Origin of the sequence: [Anoxybacillus] calidus (assembly GCF_013760845.1) — a bacterium.
GTDB lineage: Bacteria > Bacillota > Bacilli > Bacillales > Anoxybacillaceae > Paranoxybacillus > Paranoxybacillus calidus.
Genome location: NZ_JACDUU010000009.1, coordinates 62,818 through 89,718, shown reverse-complemented (window position 1 = coordinate 89,718; position 26,901 = coordinate 62,818). Strand labels below are relative to the sequence as shown.

The 26,901-nt window shown below is 37.5% G+C and carries 24 protein-coding genes and 1 pseudogene; 17 read left to right on the top strand and 8 right to left on the bottom strand.

The annotated features are described in order from the left end of the window. Positions 1 to 8 precede the first annotated feature (8 nt). From walK to HNQ85_RS15405, 8 genes are all read left to right on the top strand, one after another. Positions 9 to 1,844, top strand: coding sequence for a cell wall metabolism sensor histidine kinase WalK (walK, locus tag HNQ85_RS15440; RefSeq protein WP_181538625.1), 1,836 nt, complete (start codon positions 9 to 11; stop codon positions 1,842 to 1,844). Beyond that, on the top strand, positions 1,825 to 3,180 hold the full coding sequence (locus tag HNQ85_RS15435; RefSeq protein ID WP_181538624.1) for a YycH family regulatory protein: 1,356 nt from the start codon (positions 1,825 to 1,827) through the stop codon (positions 3,178 to 3,180). Before walK ends, HNQ85_RS15435 begins: the two co-directional genes overlap by 20 nt. Continuing rightward, positions 3,167 to 3,952, top strand: a complete 786-nt coding sequence (locus HNQ85_RS15430; RefSeq protein WP_181538623.1) for a two-component system regulatory protein YycI — start codon at positions 3,167 to 3,169, stop codon at positions 3,950 to 3,952. The genes HNQ85_RS15435 and HNQ85_RS15430 overlap by 14 nt, the downstream gene beginning before the upstream one ends. A 6-nt stretch (positions 3,953 to 3,958) precedes the next feature. Then, positions 3,959 to 4,753 carry an MBL fold metallo-hydrolase gene (locus tag HNQ85_RS15425; protein ID WP_181538622.1) on the top strand — a complete coding sequence of 265 codons (795 nt, stop codon included), beginning with the start codon at positions 3,959 to 3,961 and terminating at the stop codon, positions 4,751 to 4,753. 130 nt (positions 4,754 to 4,883) lie between these two features. Next, positions 4,884 to 6,101, top strand: coding sequence for a S1C family serine protease (locus HNQ85_RS15420; protein ID WP_343046546.1), 1,218 nt, complete (start codon positions 4,884 to 4,886; stop codon positions 6,099 to 6,101). A 101-nt stretch (positions 6,102 to 6,202) separates the two neighbouring features. Continuing rightward, on the top strand, positions 6,203 to 6,358 hold the full coding sequence (locus tag HNQ85_RS15415; protein ID WP_181538620.1) for a CxxH/CxxC protein: 156 nt from the start codon (positions 6,203 to 6,205) through the stop codon (positions 6,356 to 6,358). Positions 6,359 to 6,441: 83 nt separating this feature from the next. Then, entirely contained in the window at positions 6,442 to 6,921 is a 480-nt protein-coding gene (gene rlmH / locus HNQ85_RS15410; protein WP_181538619.1) for a 23S rRNA (pseudouridine(1915)-N(3))-methyltransferase RlmH, read from the top strand. A 295-nt stretch (positions 6,922 to 7,216) separates the two neighbouring features. Then, the gene (locus HNQ85_RS15405) at positions 7,217 to 7,888 is read left to right on the top strand and encodes a hypothetical protein (RefSeq protein WP_181538618.1); all 672 of its coding nucleotides are present in this window, start codon (positions 7,217 to 7,219) and stop codon (positions 7,886 to 7,888) included. Positions 7,889 to 7,989: 101 nt separating this feature from the next. Here HNQ85_RS15405 and HNQ85_RS15400 read toward each other — a convergent pair whose 3' ends face one another. After that, a complete protein-coding gene (locus HNQ85_RS15400; RefSeq protein ID WP_181538656.1) occupies positions 7,990 to 11,310 on the bottom strand; it encodes a polysaccharide deacetylase family protein in 3,321 nt (1,106 codons plus the stop codon). 1,167 nt (positions 11,311 to 12,477) lie between these two features. Between HNQ85_RS15400 and HNQ85_RS15395 the strand changes: the two genes are divergently transcribed. After that, the gene (locus tag HNQ85_RS15395; protein WP_181538617.1) at positions 12,478 to 13,311 is read left to right on the top strand and encodes an undecaprenyl-diphosphate phosphatase; all 834 of its coding nucleotides are present in this window, start codon (positions 12,478 to 12,480) and stop codon (positions 13,309 to 13,311) included. Positions 13,312 to 14,427: 1,116 nt separating this feature from the next. Continuing rightward, a complete protein-coding gene (locus HNQ85_RS15390; RefSeq protein ID WP_181538616.1) occupies positions 14,428 to 14,721 on the top strand; it encodes an SgrR family transcriptional regulator in 294 nt (97 codons plus the stop codon). A 150-nt stretch (positions 14,722 to 14,871) separates the two neighbouring features. Here HNQ85_RS15390 and HNQ85_RS15385 read toward each other — a convergent pair whose 3' ends face one another. Further along, a complete protein-coding gene (locus tag HNQ85_RS15385; RefSeq protein ID WP_181538615.1) occupies positions 14,872 to 15,666 on the bottom strand; it encodes a hypothetical protein in 795 nt (264 codons plus the stop codon). A gap of 272 nt (positions 15,667 to 15,938) precedes the next feature. Next, positions 15,939 to 16,409, bottom strand: coding sequence for an Hsp20/alpha crystallin family protein (locus tag HNQ85_RS15380; protein WP_181538614.1), 471 nt, complete (start codon positions 16,407 to 16,409; stop codon positions 15,939 to 15,941). Between the two features lie 72 nt (positions 16,410 to 16,481). Between HNQ85_RS15380 and HNQ85_RS17725 the strand changes: the two are divergent. Then, positions 16,482 to 16,719, top strand: a pseudogene (locus HNQ85_RS17725) (hypothetical protein). A 238-nt stretch (positions 16,720 to 16,957) separates the two neighbouring features. Here HNQ85_RS17725 and HNQ85_RS15375 read toward each other — a convergent pair. The 4 genes from HNQ85_RS15375 to HNQ85_RS15360 all read right to left on the bottom strand — a co-directional run bounded on the left by HNQ85_RS15375 (position 16,958) and on the right by HNQ85_RS15360 (position 19,819). Continuing rightward, complete coding sequence (locus HNQ85_RS15375) at positions 16,958 to 17,458, bottom strand: Hsp20/alpha crystallin family protein (RefSeq protein ID WP_181538613.1); 501 nt, start codon at positions 17,456 to 17,458, stop codon at positions 16,958 to 16,960. A gap of 18 nt (positions 17,459 to 17,476) precedes the next feature. After that, entirely contained in the window at positions 17,477 to 17,719 is a 243-nt protein-coding gene (locus HNQ85_RS15370) for a spore germination protein (protein ID WP_181538612.1), read from the bottom strand. A gap of 130 nt (positions 17,720 to 17,849) precedes the next feature. Next, positions 17,850 to 18,092: a spore germination protein gene (locus HNQ85_RS15365; RefSeq protein WP_181538611.1), complete on the bottom strand. Its 243-nt coding sequence runs from the start codon at positions 18,090 to 18,092 to the stop codon at positions 17,850 to 17,852. Between the two features lie 188 nt (positions 18,093 to 18,280). Then, positions 18,281 to 19,819, bottom strand: coding sequence for an FAD-dependent oxidoreductase (locus HNQ85_RS15360; RefSeq protein WP_181538610.1), 1,539 nt, complete (start codon positions 19,817 to 19,819; stop codon positions 18,281 to 18,283). A 351-nt stretch (positions 19,820 to 20,170) separates the two neighbouring features. On the opposite strand from HNQ85_RS15360, the gene HNQ85_RS15355 reads away from it, so the two are divergent. The 6 genes from HNQ85_RS15355 (at position 20,171) to HNQ85_RS15330 (ending at position 25,300) form a co-directional block, all read left to right on the top strand. Beyond that, positions 20,171 to 21,562, top strand: a complete 1,392-nt coding sequence (locus HNQ85_RS15355) for an ATP-binding protein (protein WP_181538609.1) — start codon at positions 20,171 to 20,173, stop codon at positions 21,560 to 21,562. A gap of 222 nt (positions 21,563 to 21,784) precedes the next feature. Then, a complete protein-coding gene (locus HNQ85_RS15350; protein ID WP_181538608.1) occupies positions 21,785 to 22,129 on the top strand; it encodes a lmo0954 family membrane protein in 345 nt (114 codons plus the stop codon). 14 nt (positions 22,130 to 22,143) lie between these two features. Then, positions 22,144 to 22,791, top strand: a complete 648-nt coding sequence (locus HNQ85_RS15345) for a PspA/IM30 family protein (RefSeq protein ID WP_181538607.1) — start codon at positions 22,144 to 22,146, stop codon at positions 22,789 to 22,791. Between the two features lie 101 nt (positions 22,792 to 22,892). Next, on the top strand, positions 22,893 to 23,627 hold the full coding sequence (gene liaF / locus HNQ85_RS15340; RefSeq protein WP_181538606.1) for a cell wall-active antibiotics response protein LiaF: 735 nt from the start codon (positions 22,893 to 22,895) through the stop codon (positions 23,625 to 23,627). Beyond that, complete coding sequence (locus HNQ85_RS15335; RefSeq protein WP_181538605.1) at positions 23,624 to 24,655, top strand: sensor histidine kinase; 1,032 nt, start codon at positions 23,624 to 23,626, stop codon at positions 24,653 to 24,655. Before liaF ends, HNQ85_RS15335 begins: the two co-directional genes overlap by 4 nt. Positions 24,656 to 24,667: 12 nt before the next feature. Next, positions 24,668 to 25,300 (top strand): response regulator transcription factor, encoded by a 633-nt coding sequence (locus tag HNQ85_RS15330; RefSeq protein ID WP_181538604.1) that lies wholly within the window; start codon positions 24,668 to 24,670, stop codon positions 25,298 to 25,300. A 100-nt stretch (positions 25,301 to 25,400) separates the two neighbouring features. On the opposite strand, the gene alaP is transcribed toward HNQ85_RS15330, so the two are convergent. Then, a complete protein-coding gene (gene alaP / locus HNQ85_RS15325; protein WP_181538603.1) occupies positions 25,401 to 26,801 on the bottom strand; it encodes an alanine permease AlaP in 1,401 nt (466 codons plus the stop codon). Positions 26,802 to 26,901: the final 100 nt, after the last annotated feature.

Sequence of the window (26,901 nt, the reverse complement as noted above, 5' to 3'; positions counted from 1 at the left end):
TGAAGAAGATGAAAAAAGTTGGACCGTTTCGTTCGATTCATTTTAAGTTTGTTCTCATTTATGTTCTTTTAATTCTTGTTGCGATGCAAATTATCGGTGTGTACTTTGTCAGACAATTAGAAGAGCAGCTCATTAATAATTTTAAAAACTCTTTAAATGAGCGTGTAACATTACTTGCTTACAATGTGGAGCAAGCAATGAATAAAGAACGGGATAAGAATAGCCCGACTCTGGAGGAAGATATTCGTCTTCTGTTACAAGACTTTGTCTCGCAAGATATTTCCGAAGTCAGAGTGATTGATAATAAAAGTAAAGTATTAGGAACATCTAATCCATATAGGCAAAATATTGTCGGCAAAAGAACAACAGAAATATTTGTCAAGCGAACATTAGTATCTGGTGAAACAGTTGAAGTGGATAAACCATGGGTAGATCCTAATACGAGACATCGAATGTACAGTTCTTCGACACCGATTAAATCGGACGGAGAAATAAAAGGAGCGATTTATGTAATCGCTTCGATGGAAAATGTCTTTTCACAAATGAAGCAAATTAATATGATTTTAGCGACAGGAACGGGAATCGCTCTTGCCATTACAGCTGTATTAGGCATTTTATTGGCGCGCACGATTACGCGACCAATTTCTGACATGAGAAGACAAGCGCTCGAGATGGCGAAGGGGAATTTTTCAAGAAAAGTAAAAGTATATGGTTATGATGAGATTGGGCAGCTGGCAATGACATTTAACAACTTAAACAAAAAATTGCAAGAAGCTCAGGCGACAACAGAAGGAGAACGACGAAAATTGGCTTCCGTTTTAACGCATATGACCGATGGAGTGATTGCAACGGACAGAAAAGGAAGAATTATTTTAATCAACGATGCAGCGCTTAATATATTAAATGTTTCACGTGAAACAGTTCTTTCTAGTTCGATTATTGATGTATTAGGCTTGAACGACCAATATACGTTTGAAACTTTAGTGGAAGAACGGGATTCTTTAATTTTAGATTTTAGTACGGATAATGAACTTTATATTTTACGTGCTTCCTTATCCGTTATTCAAAAGGAAACAGGGTTTATAAACGGATTAATCGTCGTGTTACATGACATTACTGAGCATGAAAAAATTGACCAAGAGAGAAGAGAATTTGTGGCAAACGTTTCTCATGAGTTGAGAACACCTTTAACAACGATGAAAAGTTATTTAGAAGCGCTCGCTGATGGAGCGTGGAAAGATGAAGAAATTGCTCCGCGGTTCATTGAAGTAGCACAAACAGAAACGGAGCGAATGATTCGTTTAGTCAACGATTTATTACAGCTTTCAAAGCTGGATAGTAAAGATTATAAGCTCAATACATCCTGGGTGAACTTTTCACGTTATTTTCATAAAATTATCGATCGTTTCGAATTAACAAAGCAAGAAAATGTTAAGTTTGTTCGCAAAATACCTGATGAGGCGATATTCATTGAAATTGACGAAGATAAAATTACACAAGTGCTCGATAATATTATTTCCAATGCGTTAAAATATTCCCCTCAAGGCGGTAAGATTACGTTTTGTGTAAAAGAGCTAAGCAACCATATTGAAGTTAGTGTAAGCGATGAAGGGGTTGGAATTCCAAAAGCAGATCTTTCAAAGATTTTTGAACGATTTTATCGTGTAGACAAAGCGCGCTCAAGAAAGCTTGGGGGAACAGGATTAGGTTTAGCAATCGCAAAGGAGGTTGTTGTCGCCCATGGTGGTGAAATTTGGGCGGAAAGCCGAGAAAACAAGGGCACAACCATTTTCTTTACTTTACCACTTGAGCGTATTCAAGAGGATGAATGGAATGACATATGAAAAAATAAAAACGATTATTTTGACCGTTTTGGTATTGACCAGCATTGTTTTAACAGGGGCATTATGGACATATCAACCGAAGTATGATTTTATGGAAAATGTAGATTCCGATTATATTCAAAATGTATCAGTAAGTAGCAATACTCAAGTTGATGCAGGCATTATTATTCGTCCTTCCAAAATACTCATTCATAAAGATGGAAAGCACTATGGAATTGTCCAAGAAACAGAAATGAATAAATTGATGAAACAAGTGAAAAAGTGGTCGTTTGACGAGTTTGAAAATATCTCATCAACCGTTTCAAAGAAAGATTTTTTATCTTTTCTTCATGGAAAGGGAAAAATTGAAATCATTTACCCCGATGATTTTCCGATTGAAATGTATCATTATATTTTTAAAATCGAGGATGAGGGCATTCAAGGGGTGAACTTTGATCGAATTGTCATTCCTGTAGAGAAAGAAAAGGAAGGAATTGTTTACTTTGTATGTATGAAGGACCGTAAAATTTATAAAGCAACGGTCAACAACTTTTCACTTCAAGAAATTCAGAACACATACTATTATCAAGCCGAAAAATACCCACGTTATTTTGTTTATGATATTGATGTAACAAAATCTTTATTTATTCCTGAAGGGCCTATTACGATGAACCGGTTGCAATATTACACGGATGAATTGGATCCTGATAAATTTAAACAGGCGCTTTTTAGTAATCCAAGCTTTGTGAAGCAAGATTTATTAACAAACGGTGAAGAGTATACAGATGGATCAAGTCTAATGAAAATCAATTCTATGCACAAGATATTATCATATGTCAATCCAGCTGCACAAAGAACATTGATACAGGGGCAAGACCCATTTTTAATCCAGAAAAGCATTGATTTTGTTAATGAACATGGTGGTTGGACAGATACGTATCATTTTGCCGAATGGGATGAGAAAAAGCGAAAAGTGGTTTTTCGTTTAGTGAAAAATAGTTATCCAGTATTTAATGCATTTGGTATGTCCGAAGTTGTACCAGAATGGGGAGACAGCGAAATCATTAATTATTCTCGACCAATTTTCAGGCTTGAAATCGCTGATCGAACTAACGTTTCCGTTCAATTGCCATCCGGGCGAGAGGTCGTTAAGCAGTTGAAAAACATGAGATGGTTTGAAAAAAAAGAGTTGGTTTATGATATAGTCTTAGGATATGAATTAATTAGAGACTCACAGAGAGATAAAATTGTTGTGTTAGAACCAGCATGGTTTTGTTTATATGATGGTACATGGCGGAAGATTGTTTTTAAAGAGAACGAAGAAATAAAAAGAGGCGATGTAATTGGATTGGAGTAAAACAAAAACAATATTTATTATTACCTTCCTCATCCTCGATATTTTTTTGGCTTATCAATTTATTCAGAAACGAAGCAGCAGCCAGTTGAATGTTATGTTGGAAACGACGATTGAAGAACAGTTAGAAGTAAATGGAATTACGTATGTTGAACCGCCAAAGGAGATTACAAAAGCTGCTTATTTAAGCGGGAAAAGTAAAATATTTACTGATGAAGAAGTAAAAAAGCTATCCAATCAACAAGCCGTGATTAGCAATCAACCGATATTAAAAGTATTATTTACGAAGCCTATTCCACTTTCCAATCCAAAGGATCAATACTTTTTAAATGATTTTATAAAAAGAAACATCATTTCAGGCGAAAATTATTCGTTTTGGAAATTTGATGAAAAGGCAAAAGAGATTTTGTTTTTTCAAAAGTATAACGGCAAAGTCATTTATAAAAATGCCAACAGTATGCTTGTACTACATTTAAATGAAAAGAATGAGATCATTTCTTATGAACAAACGTTACTTAATGATTTAGAAGAATATGAAAAACAAGAAATTGTATCAGCTATTAAAGCAATTGAAACGTTATATAAGAAAGATCACTTAAAGCCCGGTGACCATGTGACGAATATTCAACTTGGTTATTATGCACTTGTTCAATTTACTGCTTCTTCGCAAGTGTTAACGCCAACATGGCGTATTGTTGTGAATGGAAACAAGGATTATTATGTAAATGCCTTCGAAGGCCAAGTCATTAATGAAGAAAATAAAATTTTGGAGTGAGACATGGTGAGTATAAGGTTTAGCGTCCTTGCAAGCGGAAGCACAGGAAACGCCTTTTTTGTGGAGACCGATCGAAGTAGTTTGCTTGTTGACGCAGGCTTGAGCGGAAAACAGATGGAACAGCTGTTTCAGCAAATTGAGCGGGACATGAGGCAGCTATCAGGCATTTTAGTTACCCATGAACATAGTGACCATATTAAAGGTCTCGGCGTCATTGCCCGAAAATATCAATTGCCGATTTATGCTAATGAAAAGACGTGGAAAGCGATGGAAGGATTAATCGGCGATATTCCAACTGAGCAAAAATTTGTATTTCAAATGGGAACGGTAAAAACTTTTGGCGATCTAGATGTTGAATCATTCGGTGTTTCACATGATGCTGCTGAACCGATGTTTTATGTATTTCATCATGAAGGGAAAAAACTTGTATTAATTACTGATACAGGCTATGTAAGCGACCGTATGAAAGGCATCATTAAGAACGCCGATGTGTTTGTATTTGAAAGCAACCACGATGTGGAAATGCTAAGAATGGGGCATTATCCATGGAATATTAAACGTCGGATTTTGAGCGATGTTGGACATGTTTCCAATGAAGATGCAGGACTTGCTTTAGCTGATGTAATTGGTGATAATACAAAACGAATTTATTTGGCTCATTTAAGTCAAGATAATAATATGAAAGATTTGGCGAGAATGTCAGTGACTCAAGTACTGGCAAGCAAAGGAATTATTGTTGGAGAGCAGTTTGATTTATATGATACAGACCCAAAAATTCCAACAAAGCTGACGTATGTGTAACGATGTTTTTGGATATGCTGTGCTAATATCTTAATAATGGATTTTTAACGGTGGAGAGGAGTATAATGATAATTGGATACATACACTACCTTTTACTGACTCCTCTTTGATGAAAGGATTGGTGAGTGCAGTGGGGTATTATGATGATCATTATCAGCAATATCAACAAAAACAAAAAGGAAATCGGGGCGGTTGGTTTTTATCGGCTTTAGTTGGTGCGATTTTAGGCGCATTATTAATCATGTTCTCCATTCCGACTCTTTCAAAATGGAATGTTCTCCCTTATGATATAGCTATTACGGAGGATGAGAACGAACCGAAGGAAGGTACGTCCCGTCAGCCAACTATGCAAAAAAGTGTTGAGGTCGATGTCGTTTCCCAAGTGACGAAAGCCGTCGATAAAGTCTCTGACGCAGTCGTTGGCATTGTAAATATTCAAGAAGCTAACTTCTGGTCTCAAGGCGGCGAAGCAGGAACAGGATCAGGTGTGATTTATAAAAAAGCAAATGGTAAAGCATTTATTGTAACGAATCATCACGTTGTGGAAAACGCAAGTCAAGTGGAAGTGAGCTTAAAGGACGGTACAAGAGTTCCAGCGAAAGTATTGGGAAGCGATATTTGGACAGATTTAGCCGTACTTGAAATTGATGCGAAGCATGTAAAGAAAGTGGCGGAGTTTGGCAACTCCGATGCGGTCAAACCGGGTGAACCAGTCATCGCTATTGGTAACCCGTTAGGTCTTCAATTTGCTGGTTCTGTTACACAAGGAATTATTTCGGGAACGAACCGCACGATTGAAGTTGATTTGGACCAAGACGGTGTACCGGATTGGAATGCGGAAGTGTTACAAACAGACGCTGCCATTAACCCTGGAAACAGTGGAGGCGCTCTTGTAAACATTGAAGGTCAAGTCATTGGCATTAACTCGATGAAAATCGCCCAGCAAGCCGTTGAAGGAATTGGATTTGCCATTCCAATTAATTTTGCTCAACCAGTTATTGCTGACTTAGAAAAATATGGACAAGTGCGTCGTCCGTATATGGGAGTAGAACTCCGTTCGCTAAGTGACATTGCTTCTTATCATTTACAAGAAACGCTTCATTTACCGAAAGACGTAACTGAAGGAGTGGCGATTGTTCAAGTCGTACCAATGTCTCCGGCAGCACAAGCTGGTTTAAAACAGTTCGATGTCATTGTCGCTTTAGACGATAAAAAAATTCGTAACGTTCTTGAATTGAGAAAATACTTATATACAGAAAAATCCATTGGAGACAAAATGAAAGTGACGTTCTACAGGGAAGGCAAAAAGCAAACGGTCACAATGAAGTTAGCAAAAGAATCATTTTAAGTAGAAAAACGAAAAGAATTTCGGATATAATTTATCAACAGGAGAGTAGTTTCTCTCCTGTTTTTCTTTTTCCACAAGTGGATAACAGGAGGTACTGCAAGATGTATAAATGTTGCGAAGAACATATTGAATTAGCGATCGATATGTATATTGATGAAAGAGAAGTAGCACCAGAGATTGAAAAGATTTCTGTGGATAACCAGGCATTACATTGTGATTTTTGCAAAAATCAAGCGGTATATATTGTAGGGAACTAATGTTTCCACACAAAATGTGGATATGTTTTGTGAATATGTGGATAAATTCTGTGGATATTATGTTTGTAAAGTGGGGATGAACTGTGAATATCTCGATTATTTGTGTCGGCAAACTGAAAGAAAAATATTTAAAGCAAGGAATTGATGAATACGTAAAACGGTTATCAGGCTACGCAAAAGTAGAAATCATTGAAGTACCGGATGAAAAAGCGCCAGAGAATCTAAGTGATCAAGAAATGGAGCAAGTAAAGCAAAAAGAAGGCGAGCGCATCTTAGCGAAAATTTCAGATGATACATATGTTATTGCCTTAGCCATCGAAGGAAAGATGAAATCGTCCGAAGAGCTGGCAGAAAGCTTGGATAAGCTTGCTACCTACGGAAAAAGCAAAATGGCCTTTGTTATCGGGGGCTCACTTGGATTAAGCAAACAAGTCATGCAGCGGGCTGACGAAGCCTTATCCTTTTCAAAGATGACGTTTCCACATCAGCTCATGCGGCTTATTCTTCTTGAACAAGTATACCGGGCGTTTCGCATTAATAGAGGGGAACCGTATCATAAGTAAATGAGGTTTGTTTCTGATGAAATATCTTTTATATATTGATAATGAGAAAGCAAATTGCACAGACTTTATTCAGAGTAAATGAAAGATGTTTAGTTATGAGAGGAAAAGAAAAAAATATTAGAAGTTTAATTTATAAACAATGTAAGTGAAGTAGTAAGATAGCGATAAAAAGACTCCAAAATTCTTTTTTTTATACACCCATAATATATTTTGGTTCGTTCGTATTCTTTTAATACGATCATTTAAAAAACACGAGGGGATTTATATGAAGAAACTAACCAAGGGAGCCCTTGCCATGGTTTTAGCGGGATCTGTTACGTTTTCTGTCACCAACGCCTTGTTAGTCAATCAATCTTCTAAAAAATTTACAGAAGAAAATGCTTCAACTATATCCGGAGACCCAAAAAAAGCGGGTATAATCAGCCAAGCAGAAAAAACGGTGAAAGATCACACGCCAACAACGAATGTGAAAGACGGTCAAACCAAGCTTTCTCATGATATTCCTGCTTTTCAAGAGTCTTTAAAAAATAGAAACAAGAGTGATATGGCTATAGCAGCCATTCAACAAAATACGAAAAAATTCAGCAAGAGAACTACAACAAATCCTGCTAATACGGATACGGCAACAACCACAAAGCCAGCTGCAACAGCGATATCGTCGACAAGGGCAAAAGCACCGACGACAACGACTACACCCGTGACGACGGGAACTAATACAACAAATGTAACCACAACGCCTGTTGCAACAACGATACCTTCAACTAGCACAAAAGCACCAACGGCAACAACCACACCCACGGCGACGGGAACTAATACAACAACAAGTACTAATACAACAACAAGTACTACTAAAACGACAAGTACTACTACAAAGACAACCAACCGTGGACAACAAGTTTCTCAAGCCGCAAAAGAAAAGGCTGCGAGCCATGAGGATAAAAAAGACAAAAACGGAAAGAAAATATAATTCTTTCAAAAAGGATCATCAAAAGGAGGTGATCCTTTTCTTTTATAAATTAATATATAAAAGGCCTTCCCCAAATGGGAAAGACCTGTACGAAGATGCCATTATGCAGATTCCTTAACCGTTACAATAGAGGTTTCCTGAGTTACATTCCCTTTTCGTATTAGTTTATTCCAACCAACGGTTACTCCCTTTATTGCGGAGAAGAGGGATTTTATCACCACATAAGTCATAAGCTGTTTGTATAAGATTCGTTGTAGAAACAATGAACTTAGTGGTTTAGGACTTTCTTTCTCCAAACGAAATGCATATAGAGAAGTAACGAAATCCAGTAAGTAAAAAAGTATAAATCCAATGACTGCTTTTCCAGGGTTCGGACTAAAAAGGGATATAATAAACAATATATCTGCAATAGGCGATATGGTTTGATAAATATATTGGAAAAGCCACATGTTTGGTAGGCCGATATATCCTAATGATTTATGTTTTTTATTGAATAAAGCATCACGATGTTTCCATAAGCATTGTAACGTACCATAAACCCATCGGTAACGCTGTTTTGCCAGACTTTTAATATCTTCCGGTACTTCTGTATAGGCATAAGCCTTTTCTTCAAATTCAATCTTTTTCCCATGGCGTAAAAGAGTAAGAGTGATATCGGTATCCTCTGCCAGTGTATCCTCTTTAAAGTATCCTGCTTCTTCTACAGCCGTCTTTCTCCATGCACCGATCGCACCTGGTACAACCGTAATGCAATTAAGCGCGGCAAAGGCCCTTCTCTCTAGGTTAAAGCCTGTCACATATTCGATGTGCTGCCAGTTTGTAAGGAGGTTCACCTTATTGCCGACCTTTACATTACCAGAAACAGCAGCAACATTTTCATTTTTAAAATGGTTAACAAGCAGTGAGATAGCATTTTCAGCAATGAGTGTATCAGCGTCAAGAGCAACCACGATTTCCCCTTTTGCTTCTTTAAAACCAAGATTAACAGCGGAAGATTTTCCCCCATTGGTTTTTTTGATTAATCTGACTTGATGATGGTTTGCATAAGTTTCTTGAACCACAACAGCAGTATTATCCTTTGATCCATCGTCGACAATCAGCACCTCAAAGGCTGGGTAATCGCTGGATAAGATAGAATCAACGGTTTTGCAAATTACTTTTTCTTCGTTATAGGCAGCAATCACGACACTGACAAAAGGTGTAAAGTTAGGGTCGATCTGGGTTTCTTTATACCTTTTTACCTGTATTCTCGAAAGGAAAACGAAGATAATCAGCCGTAAGATTCCTAAAAGGATAGCCGAGTAGAACAGGAAATTTAACCCTATGTGCCAACCTTGTATGACTTTGAATACAGCCTTGTTATAGACCAAATAAGGGCTGTCCTGATCAGCAGGGGGCATAATCTGACTATTACTTTTTCCAATTAGATCAGCAATGGTGGTAAATGTGTAGCCGCGCTTTTTAAGTTCTTTAATAATAATAGGCAAGGCCTCTACAGTGTTGGAGCGGTCACCGCCAGCATCGTGCAGCAAAATCACATTTCCTTCTGGCAGCTGATCCAATACCCGCTTCACAATTTCATTACTAGAAATTTCTTTCCAATCTTCAGAGTCAATTGATTCACCGACCATGGTATAACCCATTTCCTGTGCCCGCAATATGGGCACGAGTTCGCTCCTTGTGCTCGGTTCGGCATCAGCAATATACGGTGGGCGGAAAAGGGTCATCGAATGACCTGTAATTTCTTGAAATAAACGCTGAGTTGCATTTAGCTCCATTCTCGTTTGAAATGGTGTGATGGATGCAACATCAGGATGGGTAAAGGTATGGTTGCCAACTTCATGGCCTTCCTTAAACATCCTTTCAACCAGTTCTGGATGCTTCATAGCATTCTCTCCAAGAATAAAAAAGGTCCCTTTTATATCATTCTTGTCCAAAATGTCCAATATTTGCGGTGTATAGGTTGGATCTGGACCGTCATCAAAGGAAAGGACGACTTCCTTACGTTTCGGTTTTCCATATCGAGCCACCTGAAAAGGCTTTGGTAATTTAATATAGGTTTCAGTTTGAATCATCCCATGAGAATCCAATTGAATCGTTCTTTTACCTTTTTCAGATTGAGAATCAATTTTTAAAATCTCACCATCACCTATATAGTGAACAAGTTCAGGACTGACCAAGGTTTTAAGGGCATTGGATGGATTGTTCATTTCCTCTGGTTTATTAATGTAATTCCAGATAGAAGGATCTTCAGAACCGAGACGCCAAACCGCTATTCCTCTTGAGCCGGCACCTATCGCTAACTTCATTTGATTATAAAAAGTAGCAGCATCTAAAAACCAAACAATATGGTTTTTTCCGTTTATTTTGTAGCGTAAATAAGGGTTGCCTGCTTGTTTATTCCAATGGATTTGGAGGTTGGTTCCCATTCCCAAATTCATGATATCTCCGAAGGTCATCGTATCTGCAGGCTGATTGGAGTTTTCTTCCCAGTCGTAACCGTAGCTTCCCAAACTCACAATCAACTTTTGGGAAGGAATATTGAGCTGGTTTAAGCTCTCTTTTACCCAATCAGATGGAGCAACAGGTCCAGGTTTACTCATGGAGTTGTGCAGGTCATATAGCATGACAATCATCCGATCAACTTTAGCTGCTAAAGAAGCATAGTCAAAACTATTGTTCTTCGGCGGGACATCCACTGTGACCATGAGACCATGTCGATGAAAGCTTTTAGAAACTTTATCAATAAAACGAGTGAAATGATCTTTGTCATTTGGATTGATTTCTTCAAAGTCTATATTAATACCGTCAAAGTCATTTGTTCTCACATAAGCCAGCAAATTTTTAATAAAAAGATCTTCAGCGCCGGGAGTAGTAAATAACCGATGCAGTGTTTCGCCATCCCATTTATTATTAATAAAATTATGAACTAATGGGAGAATCTTTACATCATGTGCTTTTGCCTCTGCAATAATTGACCTGTCAGTGTTGGTTTTAAGAGTAAGGTTAGGCGTAAGCTGCACCCACTCCGGCACTAATGTTGTAATAGAATTGATATTTTTTTTAAAAGAAGTTTTGCTGTTTTCGTCCCAATTGACGTAAAAACCATAAACTTCTTGTTTGCTCGCCAATTGTTTTTTGTTCAATATACCCATATATGGGGAAGGATTCGTTTTTTGAACCTGTGAAGCGAGCTGTTCTTCACTAAAGCTTTTATTAATCGGCTCGATCCCGCTCTTTGATGCGCTTTTATTTAATTGCAGCTCAGGAAATACTGGGTTCGTAGTAAGGCTTTCAATAAAAATAGTTGATACTAAAACAATTAAAATAGTAAAGCCTACACTCATTCGTTTAATAATGGACCAGCGTCTTTTTGCAGGATCAAGAAAAACATTTTCTTGATTTCGCTCCCTTTTTTTCAGCCCTAAATTGTAAAACCAGTAGAAGAAAAAATAGCAGACAAGACCAATCAAGCCCCCGAAGACCCCTGATGCAATGATTTGTGAAGATTGTATTTTAGTTTTTAGGACAGAAAATAGCCAGTAATCTTCCAATACAAGTAAATCTAGGAAGGGTAAATCACGAATATTAGGAATAAAAATCGTAATTAACGTTCCAAGGAATAAGGCAATGATATTAAGACGAAACAAAAGTGAAAAAGCAAGCAATAATGGAATTCTTAAACTATCTAAAGGTAAAAAGGCCAGAAAAAAACCAAGTGTACTCGCAACTGCTCCTGCATTTCCGGTGACAGGTGCAAACAATGATCTGACAATCCACCTAAAAATTCGATTCACTAAAGACTCCTCCTCATAGGTGAAGTATCGAAAAATGTATAACTATATTTTTAATAAATTGATTTTATACAAATAAAATCTGTAAAAAATCCAAAGGAACGTTAACTATTATGTCCCGGATCCAGCGGATAGCTTTTTCGATAAAAAATGACTATCAACAAAAGTTTAGGTAGACATTTTAAGATTTTGGGGGTATGCTGAAAAAGTTTTTTTTACTTATATATAGTAATTGAGAATATTTTTGGTTTTTACTTGAATTATTTTTGATGAATCAGTTTGGAGAGAGGTGTTAGGCGGAACCATGATAATAATAAGATGAATCTTTTTTTAAATAGGAATCTAGAACAAAATCTTTATTGAGAAATGAATAAGAAAGAATGTATATGTTCGAATGAATTGCTGGTACACATTACTCAATTCAATTAACGAGCACAAGCCCTTCAATTGTTGATTAGAGGTAAATATAAAAACCTCATTTAAATACGTTACGGTGAACCATATCACAAATAGTGTTAAACCCCAAAATAGAGATAGAGTAATTCTAAGCAAAATAATACTATATATGTAGTGAAACACAACCAGAGGCCCAATGTGCATTTAGTTTAAAAGATGTAAAATATATCTGGATGTTGCTTATTTCTGTATTGGTTTTTGCAACCACATTATATCTTGATTGGCATTCTGTGCTGTCACTTGTTCAGCTCAAAGCCTTGGTAGGTTATAGTGCAGTTTTTATTATTACGGTTCTTTGGAGAAAAGAGTAAGGAAATAAGATTGAGGGAGTGTTTTTAGGTGAATTTGTGGGAATTATTTGTAGCATTGATTTTAGGCATTGTTGAGGGGTTAACGGAATTCGCACCCATTTCCTCAACGGGTCACATGATTATTGTGGATGATATATTGCTCCATTCGAAAGAAATATTTACAGAGCCGGTGGCTAATACGTTCAAAGTTGTCATTCAACTAGGCTCTATTTTAGCAGTTGTTATTCTTTTTAAAGAAAGATTTATACATTTATTGAGACTGGACAAAGGAAAATCAGAACACCAAAATCAAAAGGCAAAGTTAAGTCTATCAAAAGTTATTGTAGGGTTAATACCAGCAGGAGTGTTTGGAGTTATTTTTGAAGATTACATTGATGAATACTTATTTTCCGTTCAGACGGTTATCATTGGACTGATAGTTGGAGCGGTTCTTATGTTAATAGCAGATAGATTGAGCTCAGGTAAACTTATTACAGAAACGGTTGATCAAATCACGTATAAACAGGCTTTGGGAATGGGGCTTTTTCAATGTTTAGGATTATGGCCTGGTTTTTCTCGATCAGGTTCCACCATCGCGGGTGGAGTTTTACTGGGTATGAGTCACCGTGCTGCAGCTGACTTTACTTTTATTATGGCAGTCCCTATTATGTTAGGAGCAAGTTGCTTATCGCTATTAAAGAATTGGGAATACTTCACGATAGAAGCGTTGCCCTTCTTTATAGTTGGCTTTATAAGCGCTTTTGTGGTTGCATTAATAGTTGTAAAATTCTTTTTAAAGCTAATTAATCGAATTAAACTTGTGCCTTTTGCCATTTATCGAATTGTATTGGCTGTATTGATTTATGTTGTTTACCTGAAATGATTTACCAGTGAAATTCTGTGAACCGTACTATAAGTAACAAACTCTTCTGAGTATGATGCAACATTTTTTGTAGAAAATACTGGCTTTTTACGCTCTCTATGAAAAGAAAGTATAACGAGTGAAAGAAAGAAGGAGTCAACCATCTGATTAAGAAATTTAAAATCCCCCTGTATCATTCAGCGGGGATTTTATTTATGTATTGTCCCTTTCCTTGAAGTGTTCAATTTAAAAAAGCGGCTGCTCCAAAAGCAAGTGTCAGACCCCACAACCAAATATATAGAGCATAACAACGGATCAAACCACTATATTGTGAGTTATGTGTGAGGTCAGACACTTATGGATCAGCCACCGAGGAGGAGGGTGTCTCTATGGATATCTAAACTTATTATATGCATTATTTTTAGATTAGATTAATGAAACATTTAGTTATCCTCGTCAAAACTTCGCCGCTTTTCATAACGTTATACATATATTTTCATGATCTTTGTACACTAATCGTACGCCAATAAGGTCCTTCCCACTTGACTTCTTCATATACTAGGGAAAGAACTGTTTGATTCCCAGTCTCATAAATCATCAACATGGTCGAGATTGTTTCGGATTCATTCCATCGTATGTTCATTTACTCGATAAATAAAGCCAACCACTAAATGGCTGTTACAGTATATTAAATAAGGATTAGAAGATTTCTCTTAAAATTTCTAACCCAGTAGTAAACTAATTACATACTATCCTCATTTCATTTTCATACAGCTCGAACGGTTTTTGGGAGTTCGATAGGCTCTTTTTTCGAGTTGTTCAAAGTAGTTATAAAAATTGTTTGTTTGCTGTATTAAATTTTTGTCTTTACGATGAAATCCTTCTCCACGAAATAAAGGATGTTTTTCATAATTCTACAGCGAACGCTTAATAAATTCCTTTTTACTGAAAGATTCAAGTCAAATTGCTTTCATTTTAGGAGGAATTCACATTTGATTTTGGGAACCAGTTGTAAAGTGACTAGGCATTAGTGAAGGATTCTGTGAACTTCCCACTCCATTTTTTTCTTTAGTCTAAATGGAAGGATAGGAGGTAAAAAGGAGAGAATGGGATTTTTCATTTGGAGGCCAGCTTATAATGATTTTGGTTTATTACCTAGAGCTTTTTCTCCGTTTTCCAAAGATGAAAGTTGATGAAAGCATAGAAGTATCTTTAGTGGAAATTTCAAACATCCTGTTTTGCACGGTTTGCAACAGCAAACTGACTCTGAAAAAGCTCGAGGAATTAGGCTGGATGATATGCAAACTAGGGAAAGGACGAGGCAATAAATCTTTGTTAACTTTTAGGGAAGAGCCTGATCGCTTAATTTGGAAAATAGGAATTATTCTTATTTTAATTGGTATTGCTATTACGCAAGTTTCTCTACGTTGACGATCTCATTGGAACATCGGATTTCATAGGAATTAATGTCTTGTCATTACGTGATAGAATGGTATACAATAGAGGGCTCCTCCTATGATGTCCTAATAAAAAGGTTTTTATGCTTTCATCAAGCAAAGTATATGTATACAAAATTTTCAATTAAGTGTCAAATTCTCCGCCATTTTGACTATTGGATAGTTCCTCAGAAAGGAGTTCCTCGTGTTGCGAATGATTTTGGTTATTCATCTTTGCTGAGTCCTCTTCTTGATGGAATGAATCGTGTGTTTGCTTTAGTTCATCCATTTTTTCTTTCCATTCCTCAGCCAACTCAGGAGGAATGATGCCTTTTTCATAGGTCGCTCCAATGTTTAAGCTGCCGCTTAATTCTTTAATACCTAGCTGGGCAATATTGTTGTTAAGTTCATATTTATCTAGGAGCATTTTGTCAATATGGATTTCTTGAAAGATAACCGGTTGACTTGTTGATTTTTCTTTCGTTTTTTGCTGTTGTTTCATACGTCCAGTTTCTTCTCGCAATTCGTTAAGCTGGGATCTGTATGTCTGCATTCGTTTTTTCAAATCAGAAAGGGTAGTTTCCAAATGGTAGAGCCGTTCTTCAATATCTGTTATGAGCCTATAATATGGCTCTAGCTTGCTGACAATGCGTTGTTCTATTTTTGCAAGTATTTGTTTTTCCCACTCCACGAATGAAGGTTGCTCGTTACTGTAGGTTCGATAAGGAGTATGGTGTTTTTTTTCGCTTTTTTCCCTACTTAGTTGTTCTTTTAAAGCGGAGACGGGGCCAAGCTGCTTCTCGAGATTGACTAATCGCTTAATATGAACTTCAAACGTGTTGAACTTTTTTAATTGTTTTTCTATAAGTTCGATTTTTTGCTTTACTATATTTAAATCTTCATGATGATCATTTTTGTTAAATATCCTTTTTATAGGCATATCGTTCCCCACACTTTTTTATTAGATAAATGAAGAAGGAAGAAGCGAAATTGAATTTTAAATATAGAATAAATATGCATTTAATCAAGATGAATTCGATCGGTAGACACTGTAGCATTTTCATAGCTAATATGTTCTAAATAGAGAAGCGTGTAATAAACAAAAAACAAAGGTTTAGTGAGAAAAAGGCAGATGGATGATGCATTCTTTCTTCAGATTTGAATGTTACAGATACTGATTTTTTAATAAGCAGACCGAAAACAAATGATAAATTATTCAATTACGATGTGTTCTTCGCGACTATATTTCCTTATATAGGATAAAATGAGCAATCCATTATCAAATCTTGCTGTAATATTTTTTCCTTCTGTTGGTTCTGGAAGTTCAACTGTTCTTTGAAATTCCCCATACATACGTTCGTTTTGTATGGTAACAACAGGAATTATTGGTAATTTACAATTTCCCTTTATGACCAACTGATTACCAGATACGAATAATTGAACATCCTCTTTGCGGAATCCTGGTAATTCAATCAAAATGATGACTTGTAAATCTGTCAAATAAATATCTGTTCGCGGGAAATTGGGGACAGTTTTACGTTCTTGTTTTTCTGTTGTCTCCCCTCCACCCATTTCCTGCATAAACTTTGTGTCGGAATCTTGATCAAACACATTTTTCCAAAAATTACCTGTATGGTATTTCTGCGCAATTTCCATCCATTGCTTTAATTTTTCAAAATCCAAGGCGCATTCCTCCTTCATTTAACTCATAAAAAATGATGATTTGAACATATTTTGTAAAAAAAGGTGGGGATATTGGCTGGTGCCTTTGTAAATATTAATATTTTTCTATTGAAGATTCATTCCTTTGAAAATGCTTCAACTGTAAATATAGTCCAGAACTTGTTGGCTAATTGGCGCAACTTTGACAAAAGACTAAAGAATATGATCAAAATTTTGGTGATGAGAGTACGCTCGTTGGCACACAAAGTTTGGTGATGATAAAGGCCAAATTGATTCTCTAACGTCATTTTCAGTGACTCCTATCAAATAAGAAAGGGGAGTTAGTCATTCATTTTCTTGCCTTAAACATCATGGATCGTGGATGAAGTGTTAGCTTTTATCGAACTCAACAAATCGATTTACTTCCTTCTAACAAGCAAAATTAAGGATTTGCTGAGGGTAACGGACATGTGTTGTTTGTCAATGTTCCATTCAGTGTAGTAAATCACTCCAATTTTCGTGACAAGAACGCAGGCAGGACAAGTGTAATTAAAAGGAAATAGACGTCCTCAATCAATATTAGGGACGTCTATTTCTGTGTACTGAAAATCGATTCGCTTAGGGATTTTTATTTGCAAAATGCCGTCTTTATAGTTCGTAGAAGCTCCTTTCTTTTTCACGATGGATGGCAAGGGAATGACATGGCGATCTTCAGGAGAGGGAATGCCTTCGATGATAGCTTGATTAGATGTATGGAAAATTTTCAGTTGGGATAATTGGGAGGAATCTTTAATTGGCATTTTTAAATAAATATGGTCAAGGGATTCGAATATATTTACATCAAGTTTAGGAGCAACAGTGGAGTTATCAGACGTGTGAGAGTTTGTGTGCTCGCTATTTCCAAACAGTTTTTTTAAGATTTCTGCATGATGCTCATACATCTGCATGGAATTAGGAATGGATTTAGCAATAGAATCTTGGACATATTTTTCAATTTCCATAGCATGTGATTGTTGTAACCATTTTTGAATGCCTTCTTTAAAAGGAAAGAATGATTGGAAAGGAAACATTCGCTACCCTCCTTTGGGTTAAAATTGATTGGTTATCGGTAATGATGGGTCCAGAATTTGGTCTTGATCGCTTACATCGGTATCGAAATATCCGCTAGCCATCCATGAGCTCGTAGGTGAAAAATCCCCTAATGAGATGTTAGTACCTATATTTTTCGAGTTAGCAGTATGGCTATTGTGAACGGTACCGCCTATATCGATACTTCCAACTTGCTTCACTCCGTTTGTTTTCATGTTAAAGATGTTGATAACAAAAGGCATAATTACTCCTCCTCTTTTTTGTAATCATTTTACTTTAAAGGAATTTTAGTTAAAGAAAAAATTTAAAACTGTATGATTTAGGCAGATGAATATCTGGCTTATGCTCCTAATCTCTTTGAATCGTTCCTGTTTAATCTTGGATGGCATTTACATTTGCAGGGTTTGCAATGTCGCCTTGGTCATTGACATCAGGATCGATAAATACATTTTCCATACCTGAAGTTGTAGGAGAGTGGTCCCCATATGAGGCATTCTGTCCTTGTAATTTGCTGTTGGCTGTAGGAGCATTATTAAGCGTTTCGCCAATATTAACCGACCCGTTGTTAGATATATTGTTAATTTTAACTAAATAAATATTGATAATAGAGGGCATAATATAGTTCCTCCTAGCGTCCTGTTATTCGGTAATATATGCAATTACTTGCTTATTTGTGAATCCAATGCCCAGATTCTTAAAACTATGGAGCGTCATTGTGGATGCTACTGTTTCTGTGCCCCATAACCTATTTTCCATGCCAAAAACCCCCTTCTCTACGAAGAGAGGGGGATTTCAGAATCACTTTATTCCAATTCAACTTTCTTTAAAGGCTTTTGCGCCGGACCTTCAACGACATCGCCATCGATGGAAAATCTTGAACCGTGGCAAGGACAATCCCATGTCCGGTCACCGCTGTTCCATTCCAATTCACAGCCCATATGCGTGCATGTGGTGTCAACAATATGCAACTTTCCTTCTTCGTCTTTGTAGGCCCCAGCCCTTTTCCCGTTAACGGAAACGACTGCTCCTTCATCGTTGGTTAAATCTTCAGGTTTTCGTAGGGCAAATTCCAGTTTTCCTTCAATTAAATGTTTGGCAACATCCATGTTCATCGAAATAAACTTTTTCACACTAGGATCGGCATAAAATCTCGATGGCGTATAAAGCTCGTGATAGCGGTTTTCTTTTTTCAGCACCAAATCCGTCAGCAACAATGCTGCGGCGGTTCCATTTGTCATTCCCCATTTTCGATATCCTGTCGCAACGAAGATATTTGGTGTACCATTATTCATTTGCCCGATATAAGGAACTTTATCTAATGTTGTGAAGTCTTGGGTAGACCAGCGATAAGGAATTTCCTTGATTCCAAATACTTCGTCACCGAACGATTGCAGAGCTTCATAATGTTGCATCATCGGAACGCCTTGTCCTGTTTTATGGTTTTCCCCGGCGATTAACACAAGCTTTTCTCCGTTCACATTAGCGTATCGGAGCGAACGTATAGGATCTTCGGCACTAATATACATACCTCCGGGATAGTCTTTTTCTGTTTTTACCGCAATGATGTAAGAACGTTCTGCATACATTCTTGAAAAATAAAATCCGGCATCATAAAAAGGAAAATGGGAACAGGCGATCACGTTTTCGCATGTAATTTTATATCCGTCTCTCGTTACTACTTTTGGCTGTGTTCCTCTTTCGACATCAATAGCGGTTGTATGTTCATAGATTTCGACACCCTTTTGTGTCATTTGTTCGACAAGTTTTGTTAAATATTTTAGAGGATGGAATTGGGCTTGATTTTTCATAATGACCGCTGCTTTTATCTGTATAGGAAGAGAAATGCTTTCCGCAAACGCCCCGTTAATTCCTAATTTTTCATATGCTTTGAATTCATTAATGACTTTGCTTATGTATGGATTGGAATTCGTGTATACATAGGCGTCTTCTTCCATCCAATCGCATTCAATGTGATGCTCGCGAATCGTATTCCGGATAAACTGCAGCGCATCGTTAGCAGCTTCATAATACATCTTTGCTTTTTCTTCACCTAAATGATTGATAAACTCGTCATAAATAAGACCATGTTGTGCCGTGACTTTTGCGGTTGTATGGCCGGTTGTTCCGTTTAAAATGCGATCTGCTTCAATGAGCGCGACTTTTACTCCGTGCTGAGCAAGCAAATAAGCCGCTGTTATTCCCGATATTCCTCCGCCGACAATGGCGACATCTACATTGATATCCTTGTTAAGTTTTGAAAATGACGGAAGCTTTATAAAATCCCGCCAATATGGTTCGGGAAATTGTGGCAGAACTCCCTCAGCTTTGTTCATTTCATTCATTGAAAAATTCCCTCCATTCATCGTTTTATTACATAAAATTCCCAATAAATAAAAATTCATGTATGGCGTGTCAGCTATTTATAATGGATAACGTATATTAGGTTGTCTTAGTTTACATAAGATCGTGAAAACATATAGCAGTACCGTTTCTTTTTTCAGGCAATAAACGCTCAATGAATGTGAAAGATGATAAAATAGAGAAAGAAGCTGGTAATTGGCGTGCTGATTTATCACGTTCTAACGGACGCTAGAAGTGCGATCAGTTCAACCAACATCAGTGGGGTTTTCTTCATCCTCCACTGATGAAGTTGTACTTTATTTTTATAAAATAGTTTAAGAGGGAGAGTAGAAGTGAATAAAAATACAGTTTATCCAACTGATCATTCATCAGGATTACAGGATAATTTGATTTTGGAGCATTATGGATTAAATGAATTAAATTATGAATCTGTCAAAAGTTATCGGGAACGGTTTGCTGCGGTGAAACCGAACCATCCTTGGAACGGCCTTGAGACGAAAGAATTTTTATACAAAATTGGTGCATGGGGGAAATTACGAAACAGCAGCAAAGAAGGAGTCACTCTTGCGGGGTTATTAATGTTCAGTGAAGAAAGAATCATTACAGAAGTTTTACCGCAATATTTTCTCGAATATCGAGAAAATTTGTCGAATATAGTAAATGGTACGTGGTCAAAGCGGTTTACGTCACAAGATGGCACATGGTCAGGCAATGTGTATGATTTTTATTTTAAAGTAATGTCCCACATTGCTGCGGATTCGTTTGCTGAACCAGCGATTCGCTCTGCTTTACATGAAGCGTTAATCAATGCGATCGTCCATTGTGATTATGATGGTGAAGGCGGCATTGTTATTGAAAAAGAACAGAATTTGTTCCGTTTTTCTAATCCTGGTCTTTTCCGCCCTTCGATCGAACAAGCCTTTGAAGGTGGAATCAGCAATTTACGTAATCCGAATCTGTTTAAAATGTTTATTTTAATCGGTCTTTGCAAACGGGCTGGTTCAGGATTAAAAAGTATTGAATTAACGTGGAAACAACAATATTGGCCAAAGCCTGAATTAGTACAACATCTTCAATCAAAACGGACGATTTTAACCTTGAGCATTCTAGCGAATGTTCATCAACATGAAGACCATACGAGCAATATAGATAAGGAATTAGATCTTTTCGTCACGGATGTTAGCGCTGAAAATGATTTTGTAAATAAAAAGATCAACTCCGTAAATAAAGAGTTGAACTTCATAAATAAAGAAGAAAACTCCGTAAATAAAGTGGTTAACTCCGGTAATAACAAAACAAACTCCATAAATAAATCTATCAACTCCTTAAATAAATCGGTCAACTCCTTAAATAAAAGCACTAACTCCGTAAATAAAGAGTTGAACTCCGTAAATAACAATAAGGTTTCCCGATCGATGAAACAAATGGAAGAAAAAGTAAATAATACGATAGGAAACCAAACGGATCAAGAAGACGAATTATGGAGAATCGCCGAATTAGCCCGTAAGAAAAAACGTCTCAGTCCGACTATAATGGAAGAGATTATTTTACAACTTTGTTCGAAAAGGCCATTAATGTTGAAGGAATTGGCTTATTTGCTGGAAAGAACACCAGACGGGCTGAGGAACAATTATTTGGCAAAATTATTAAACGAAGGAAAAATAAAGTTAAAATATCCAGATCAACCGAATCATCCGAAGCAAGCTTATATGATTGCAAAATAGCATATCTTTTCTAAGAATAGTTGATTGTCAAGGGATATCTCATCGTTTATGAGATGTCCCTTTTTCATTTAACATTTTCCCGAGAAATATTCCTCTTCTAAACAAAGTGTAGGAAGGAGAGGTTCATTACGTCTCAAGTCTTAGATAAAAATATAGCTCGAGCTCATTATGTGAATTTTAGATTGAAGATAAGATGAAGGTAAGAAAGGAGGGCAACGGGAAATGAAAAAGTTCGGATTACTTATAGCAGGCGGAATTGCAGCGGCAGTGCTGCTTGCCAACCTCGGTCCGATGGTTGGTCTCGCAATCAGTTTAATCATTCTTTACTATTCGTTTAAACAATTTATGAAAGCAGAATCGACTGGGAAAAAAGTGTTTTGGGCTGTCCTTGGACTGATTGCATTATCTGCTTCTGCTTCAAATGTGCCGGCTATTCTCGGCATGGTAGCGGCATACGTGTTATATATCGTGTACAAAAAATGGAATGAAAACAAAGAAAGAAGAAGTGTAGACGATCCATTTACAAACTTTGAAAAGCAATGGGCAGAGTTAAAACGAAATTATTAAGAGGAGTGAAAGATATGAGCAACTTATTGACACGTATTAAAAATGTCATCATGGCTGATTTACATGATATACTTGAGCAAAAAGAACGACAAAATCCAATCGCTTTATTAAATGAATATTTACGTCAATGCGAACAGGAAGTCGAAAAGGTGCGAAAGCTTGTTGAGCGCCAGTATTTATTGAAGGAAGAGCTTACACGTGAATACTATCACGCACAAGAACTTGCGGAGAAACGTAAGCACCAAGCACAAATTGCTTCGCAAGCGGGGGAGACAGAACTATATGAATTTGCTGTTCAAGAACAAATGAAATATGAAGAACGCGCTTCAAGATTAAAACAATCTCTTGATCAAGCGCTACATCAGCTTGAAGAATTAGAGCGCAAATATGAAGAGATGAAACATAAATTGAAAGATATGCATATTAAACGTATGGAGCTAATGGGGAGGGAAAATGTAGCACGCGCTTATTATCGAATAAACAAAGTATTGGAACAAGACCTATACGGAAACAAACCTTTTTCTCGTTTTGTCGAAATTGAGCAATACCTTGAACGATTAGAGCAGCAAGTCAGCTCGGCTTATTATTCCAGCACGATTGATGCCCGCATTGCTCAATTGGAAAAGGAATTAAAAAAACAAGAAACTCATTCAAATTCTTAATATAAACGTGGTATCCTAAAAGGGCGTAGATCTCTGCGCCTTTTTCTGTGTATTTCGTAATATAAGAAAACGAATCAATCGGAGGAAAGGAGGCACCTCTCATGGTCGATCAACTGAAAAAGGATTTTATAAGTTGGGTTCTTTTTATCGGAGTGATTCTTTTCTTAGGAGAGCTATTGTTTTTTCATGGAGGTGCCATTTTCTTCCTGGTGATTGCGATTGGCTGTATTTATATAGGCCGGAAGCGGATGCCGCGAACATCTGGGACAGTTCTGTTCTGGTTTGGTGTCATCAGCTTAATGATTTTAGTTTTTCATATGATGGCATTTCGATTTTTGTTGTTTGTTTATCTTATGTATATGATTGTTCAATTTGTCCGCTCAAAACAAAAACCAACGTATATCACTCCAGCCATTCAAGAGGCTGAGAAGATTCAAACAGGAGAATCTCTTCTGAGAAGAAAACCACTATTGAAAAATGTCTGGTTCGGGAGTCAAAAGACACCGGAACATATATATGAATGGAACGATGTAAACGTTCAAACGGGTATTGGCGATACGATTATTGATTTAAGTTATACGTTGCTTCCTAAAGGTGAAGCTGTTATCGTGATTCGCAATATTCTCGGAAACATTCAAATTATTGTACCTTATGAGATTGAAGTGAGTGTTCATCATTCGGTTATTGCTGGTTCTGTCGCAATCTTCGAGCACAGCGAAATGAAAGTATGGAACGAAACACTTCATTTCCAAACGGCAGGATATGAAAGTGCGGCACAAAAAATTAAAATTATCACCTCTATGATGATCGGAAACTTAGAGGTGAAACGAAGATGAACATACTGCAGCGGCAAATCGTTATTGGTGCAAGTCTCGCTTTTTTCGTGTTTCTTTTTGTGATGACAACGTTTTTTGTCGTATTTCCTTTATCAGACTGGTCTTTATTATGGGAACAAGAGATGATAGATGTTCCATTTATTATTTTTGTTTCCGGTATGAGTGTATTTATTGGTATCGTCTTTGGAGTTATTTCTGGTCTTTTTTGGAAAAAACAGCTGCGCATTGTAGAAGATGGGTTAAGGCAAATCGAGCAAGGGCAGCAAGCTGAAATAAACGAGCCGTTGCGTTTGAAAGAATTGGAATTGATTAACGCACGCATTGGAAAAATTCAAAAGCATCTTGCTGAACAGACAAAGCTGTCGCAAAAGCTTGCGAGTGAGAAAGCAGAAGAACAAGAAAAGCGCATTCAAGAGATTGTTTCCCAAGAACGTCATCGTTTAGCCCGTGAGCTTCATGATTCCGTTAGCCAGCAGTTGTTTGCGGCTTCAATGCTGATATCTGCCATCAATGAGGCACAAACATGTTCTGACAATATACAAGCAAAACAACTCAAATTAGTCGAAGAGATGATTCATCAATCACAGCTCGAAATGCGGGCGCTTCTCTTACATCTTCGTCCTGTTGCCTTAAAAGGAAAGTCGCTGCAGGAAGGAATTCAAGAGCTGTTACTCGAGTTACAGCAGAAAGTCCCAATGAAGATTCAATGGAAAATTGAACATTTTTCGCTTGATAAAGGAATCGAAGATCATTTATTTCGCATTTTGCAGGAGTCTGTTTCCAATACGCTTCGTCATGCGAAAGCGACAACGCTCGAAGTGTTATTAGTGAAGCGTGGCAACCTTGTTATTTTGCGTGTTGTAGACGATGGAATTGGATTTGATGTTGAAAAAACAAAGACGGGATCATATGGATTACAAAATATGCACGAGCGTGCCGTAGAAATTGGCGGAACGTTGCAAATTGTCAGCGTACCGAATCAAGGGACGCGCTTGGAAGTGCGAGTTCCGCTGCTGTCGTTAGATTAGAGGGGGAGGACAATGATTAAAGTGCTGTTTGTTGATGATCATGAAATGGTAAGAATCGGTGTATCCGCCTTTTTGTCTTCCCAGCCGGACATCGAGATTGTCGGTGAGGCGGATAATGGAAAAAAGGCAGTAGAACTGGCTTTAAACTTGCGCCCTGATATCATCTTAATGGATTTGGTCATGCCGGAAATGGACGGCATTGAAGCGACGAAGAAAATTATTCAAGAATGGCCGGAAGCAAAAATCATCATTGTAACAAGCTTTCTTGATGATGAAAAAGTGTACCCGGCATTGGAAGTAGGAGCAACCAGCTATATGCTAAAAACGTCAAAGGCTAACGAAATCGCCAATGCCATTCGCGCCACCTATTACGGTCAATCGGTTTTAGAACCGGAAGTAACGAACAAGATGATGGCGAAAATGCGTAAGAAAGAGGAGCGTCTTCCTCATGAGGAATTAACGAATCGGGAAATGGAAGTTTTGTTGTTGATGGCTCAAGGAAAGACAAACCAAGAAATTGCTGATGAATTGTTTATTGCGTTAAAAACGGTCAAAGTTCACGTCAGCAATATATTAAGTAAACTTGGAGTCCAAGACCGCACTCAAGCAGTCATCTATGCGTTTAAGCACTCTTTAGTAAAATAAATTAAGAAGAGGCTCGCCCTAAGGCAAAGTGTCAGAACTCGCAATCACAATAGGTCATGAGTTGTGCATGTTCAGACACTTTTAGGGCAGCCTCTTTTCATTAGATGACTTGTTTGCTTTCTGCAGTAGTTTCTTTATTTCGCTTATGGAATCCTTTGCCGTAGTAGAATGCAATCAAGATCGCATACCAAATCGGACCGACAATTAAAGCAATTCGTGTATCAGGGAAGTATGCCATCAACCCGATGACGCCGATTAAAAAGGCAAGCGCGATATAAGAACTGTAAGGGAAGAAAGGCATTTTGAATTTCAACTGTTTTTGTTGTTCAGGACTTAAGCTTTTACGGAAACGAATTTGTGATAGTAAAATGACGGCCCAAGTCCAGACGGCACCGAATGTTGCGATACTCGTTACCCATGTAAATACTTTTGCAGGAACGACATAGTTCAAACCAACGCCAATGAGCAACGCAGCTGCGGACACTAAAATCGCTGTACCAGGTACGCCGCGTTTTGTTAAATTCGCATATTTTTTTGGAGCTTCCCCTTGTTGCGCTAAGTTAAATAACATGCGTCCCGTGCTGAAAATACCGCTGTTGCACGAAGACAATGCCGCTGTTAAGACAACGAAGTTAATGATTCCCGCAGCGGCAGGAATACCGATTTTTTCAAACGTTAATACGAACGGGCTTCCTTTTTCTCCAATTTCAGTCCACGGATAGATGGACATGATCACGAATAAAGCACCGACATAGAAAATTAAGATTCGCCAAAAGACAGAGTCAATCGCACGTGTTAATGATTTTTGCGGATTTTTTACTTCGCCGGCTGTCACCCCGATCATCTCAATGCCTAAATAAGCAAACATCACCATTTGTAAAGACATTAACACACCAGTAATTCCGTTCGGGAAAAATCCGCCATGCTTCCAAAGATTGCTGATTCCAGTTGCAACGCCGCCGTTGCCAAAACCAAAAATAATCATGCCAAGGCCGACTAAAATCATAAAGACAATCGTTACAATTTTAATAAGGGCAAACCAAAACTCGAGCTCTCCATAGGCTTTGACGGCAAGGAAGTTTACTGCTGTCATAATCACTAGTGCCGCTAATGCCCAAATCCATTGCGGAGTTTCCGGAAACCAATATTGCATGTAAATTCCAGTTGCTGTAATCTCCGCCATACACGTAACAACCCATAAAAACCAATAGTTCCAACCGGTTAAATAACCTGCTAAAGGACCTAAATAGTTACGCGCATAACGGCTGAAGGAGCCAGCGACAGGGTTTTCAATCGCCATTTCACCAAGCGCGCGCATAATCAAAAACATGACGGCTCCGCCGATTGCATACGCCAAAAGAATGGATGGCCCTGCCAATTTAATGGTAGAAGCGGAACCAAGAAATAATCCAACCCCGATTGCTGCACCAAGGGACATAAGAGTAATGTGTCTTTCCTCTAACCCCCGATGTAACTCTTTTTCAGGTTTATTATTTCCCATAAACCTTCCTCCCTTGAGAAACATTATTTTTTAAAAATTATAAAAATAATAAAATAAAAGCGCTTACATTTTGATTCTAAAAATAAACAGATATTTTAAT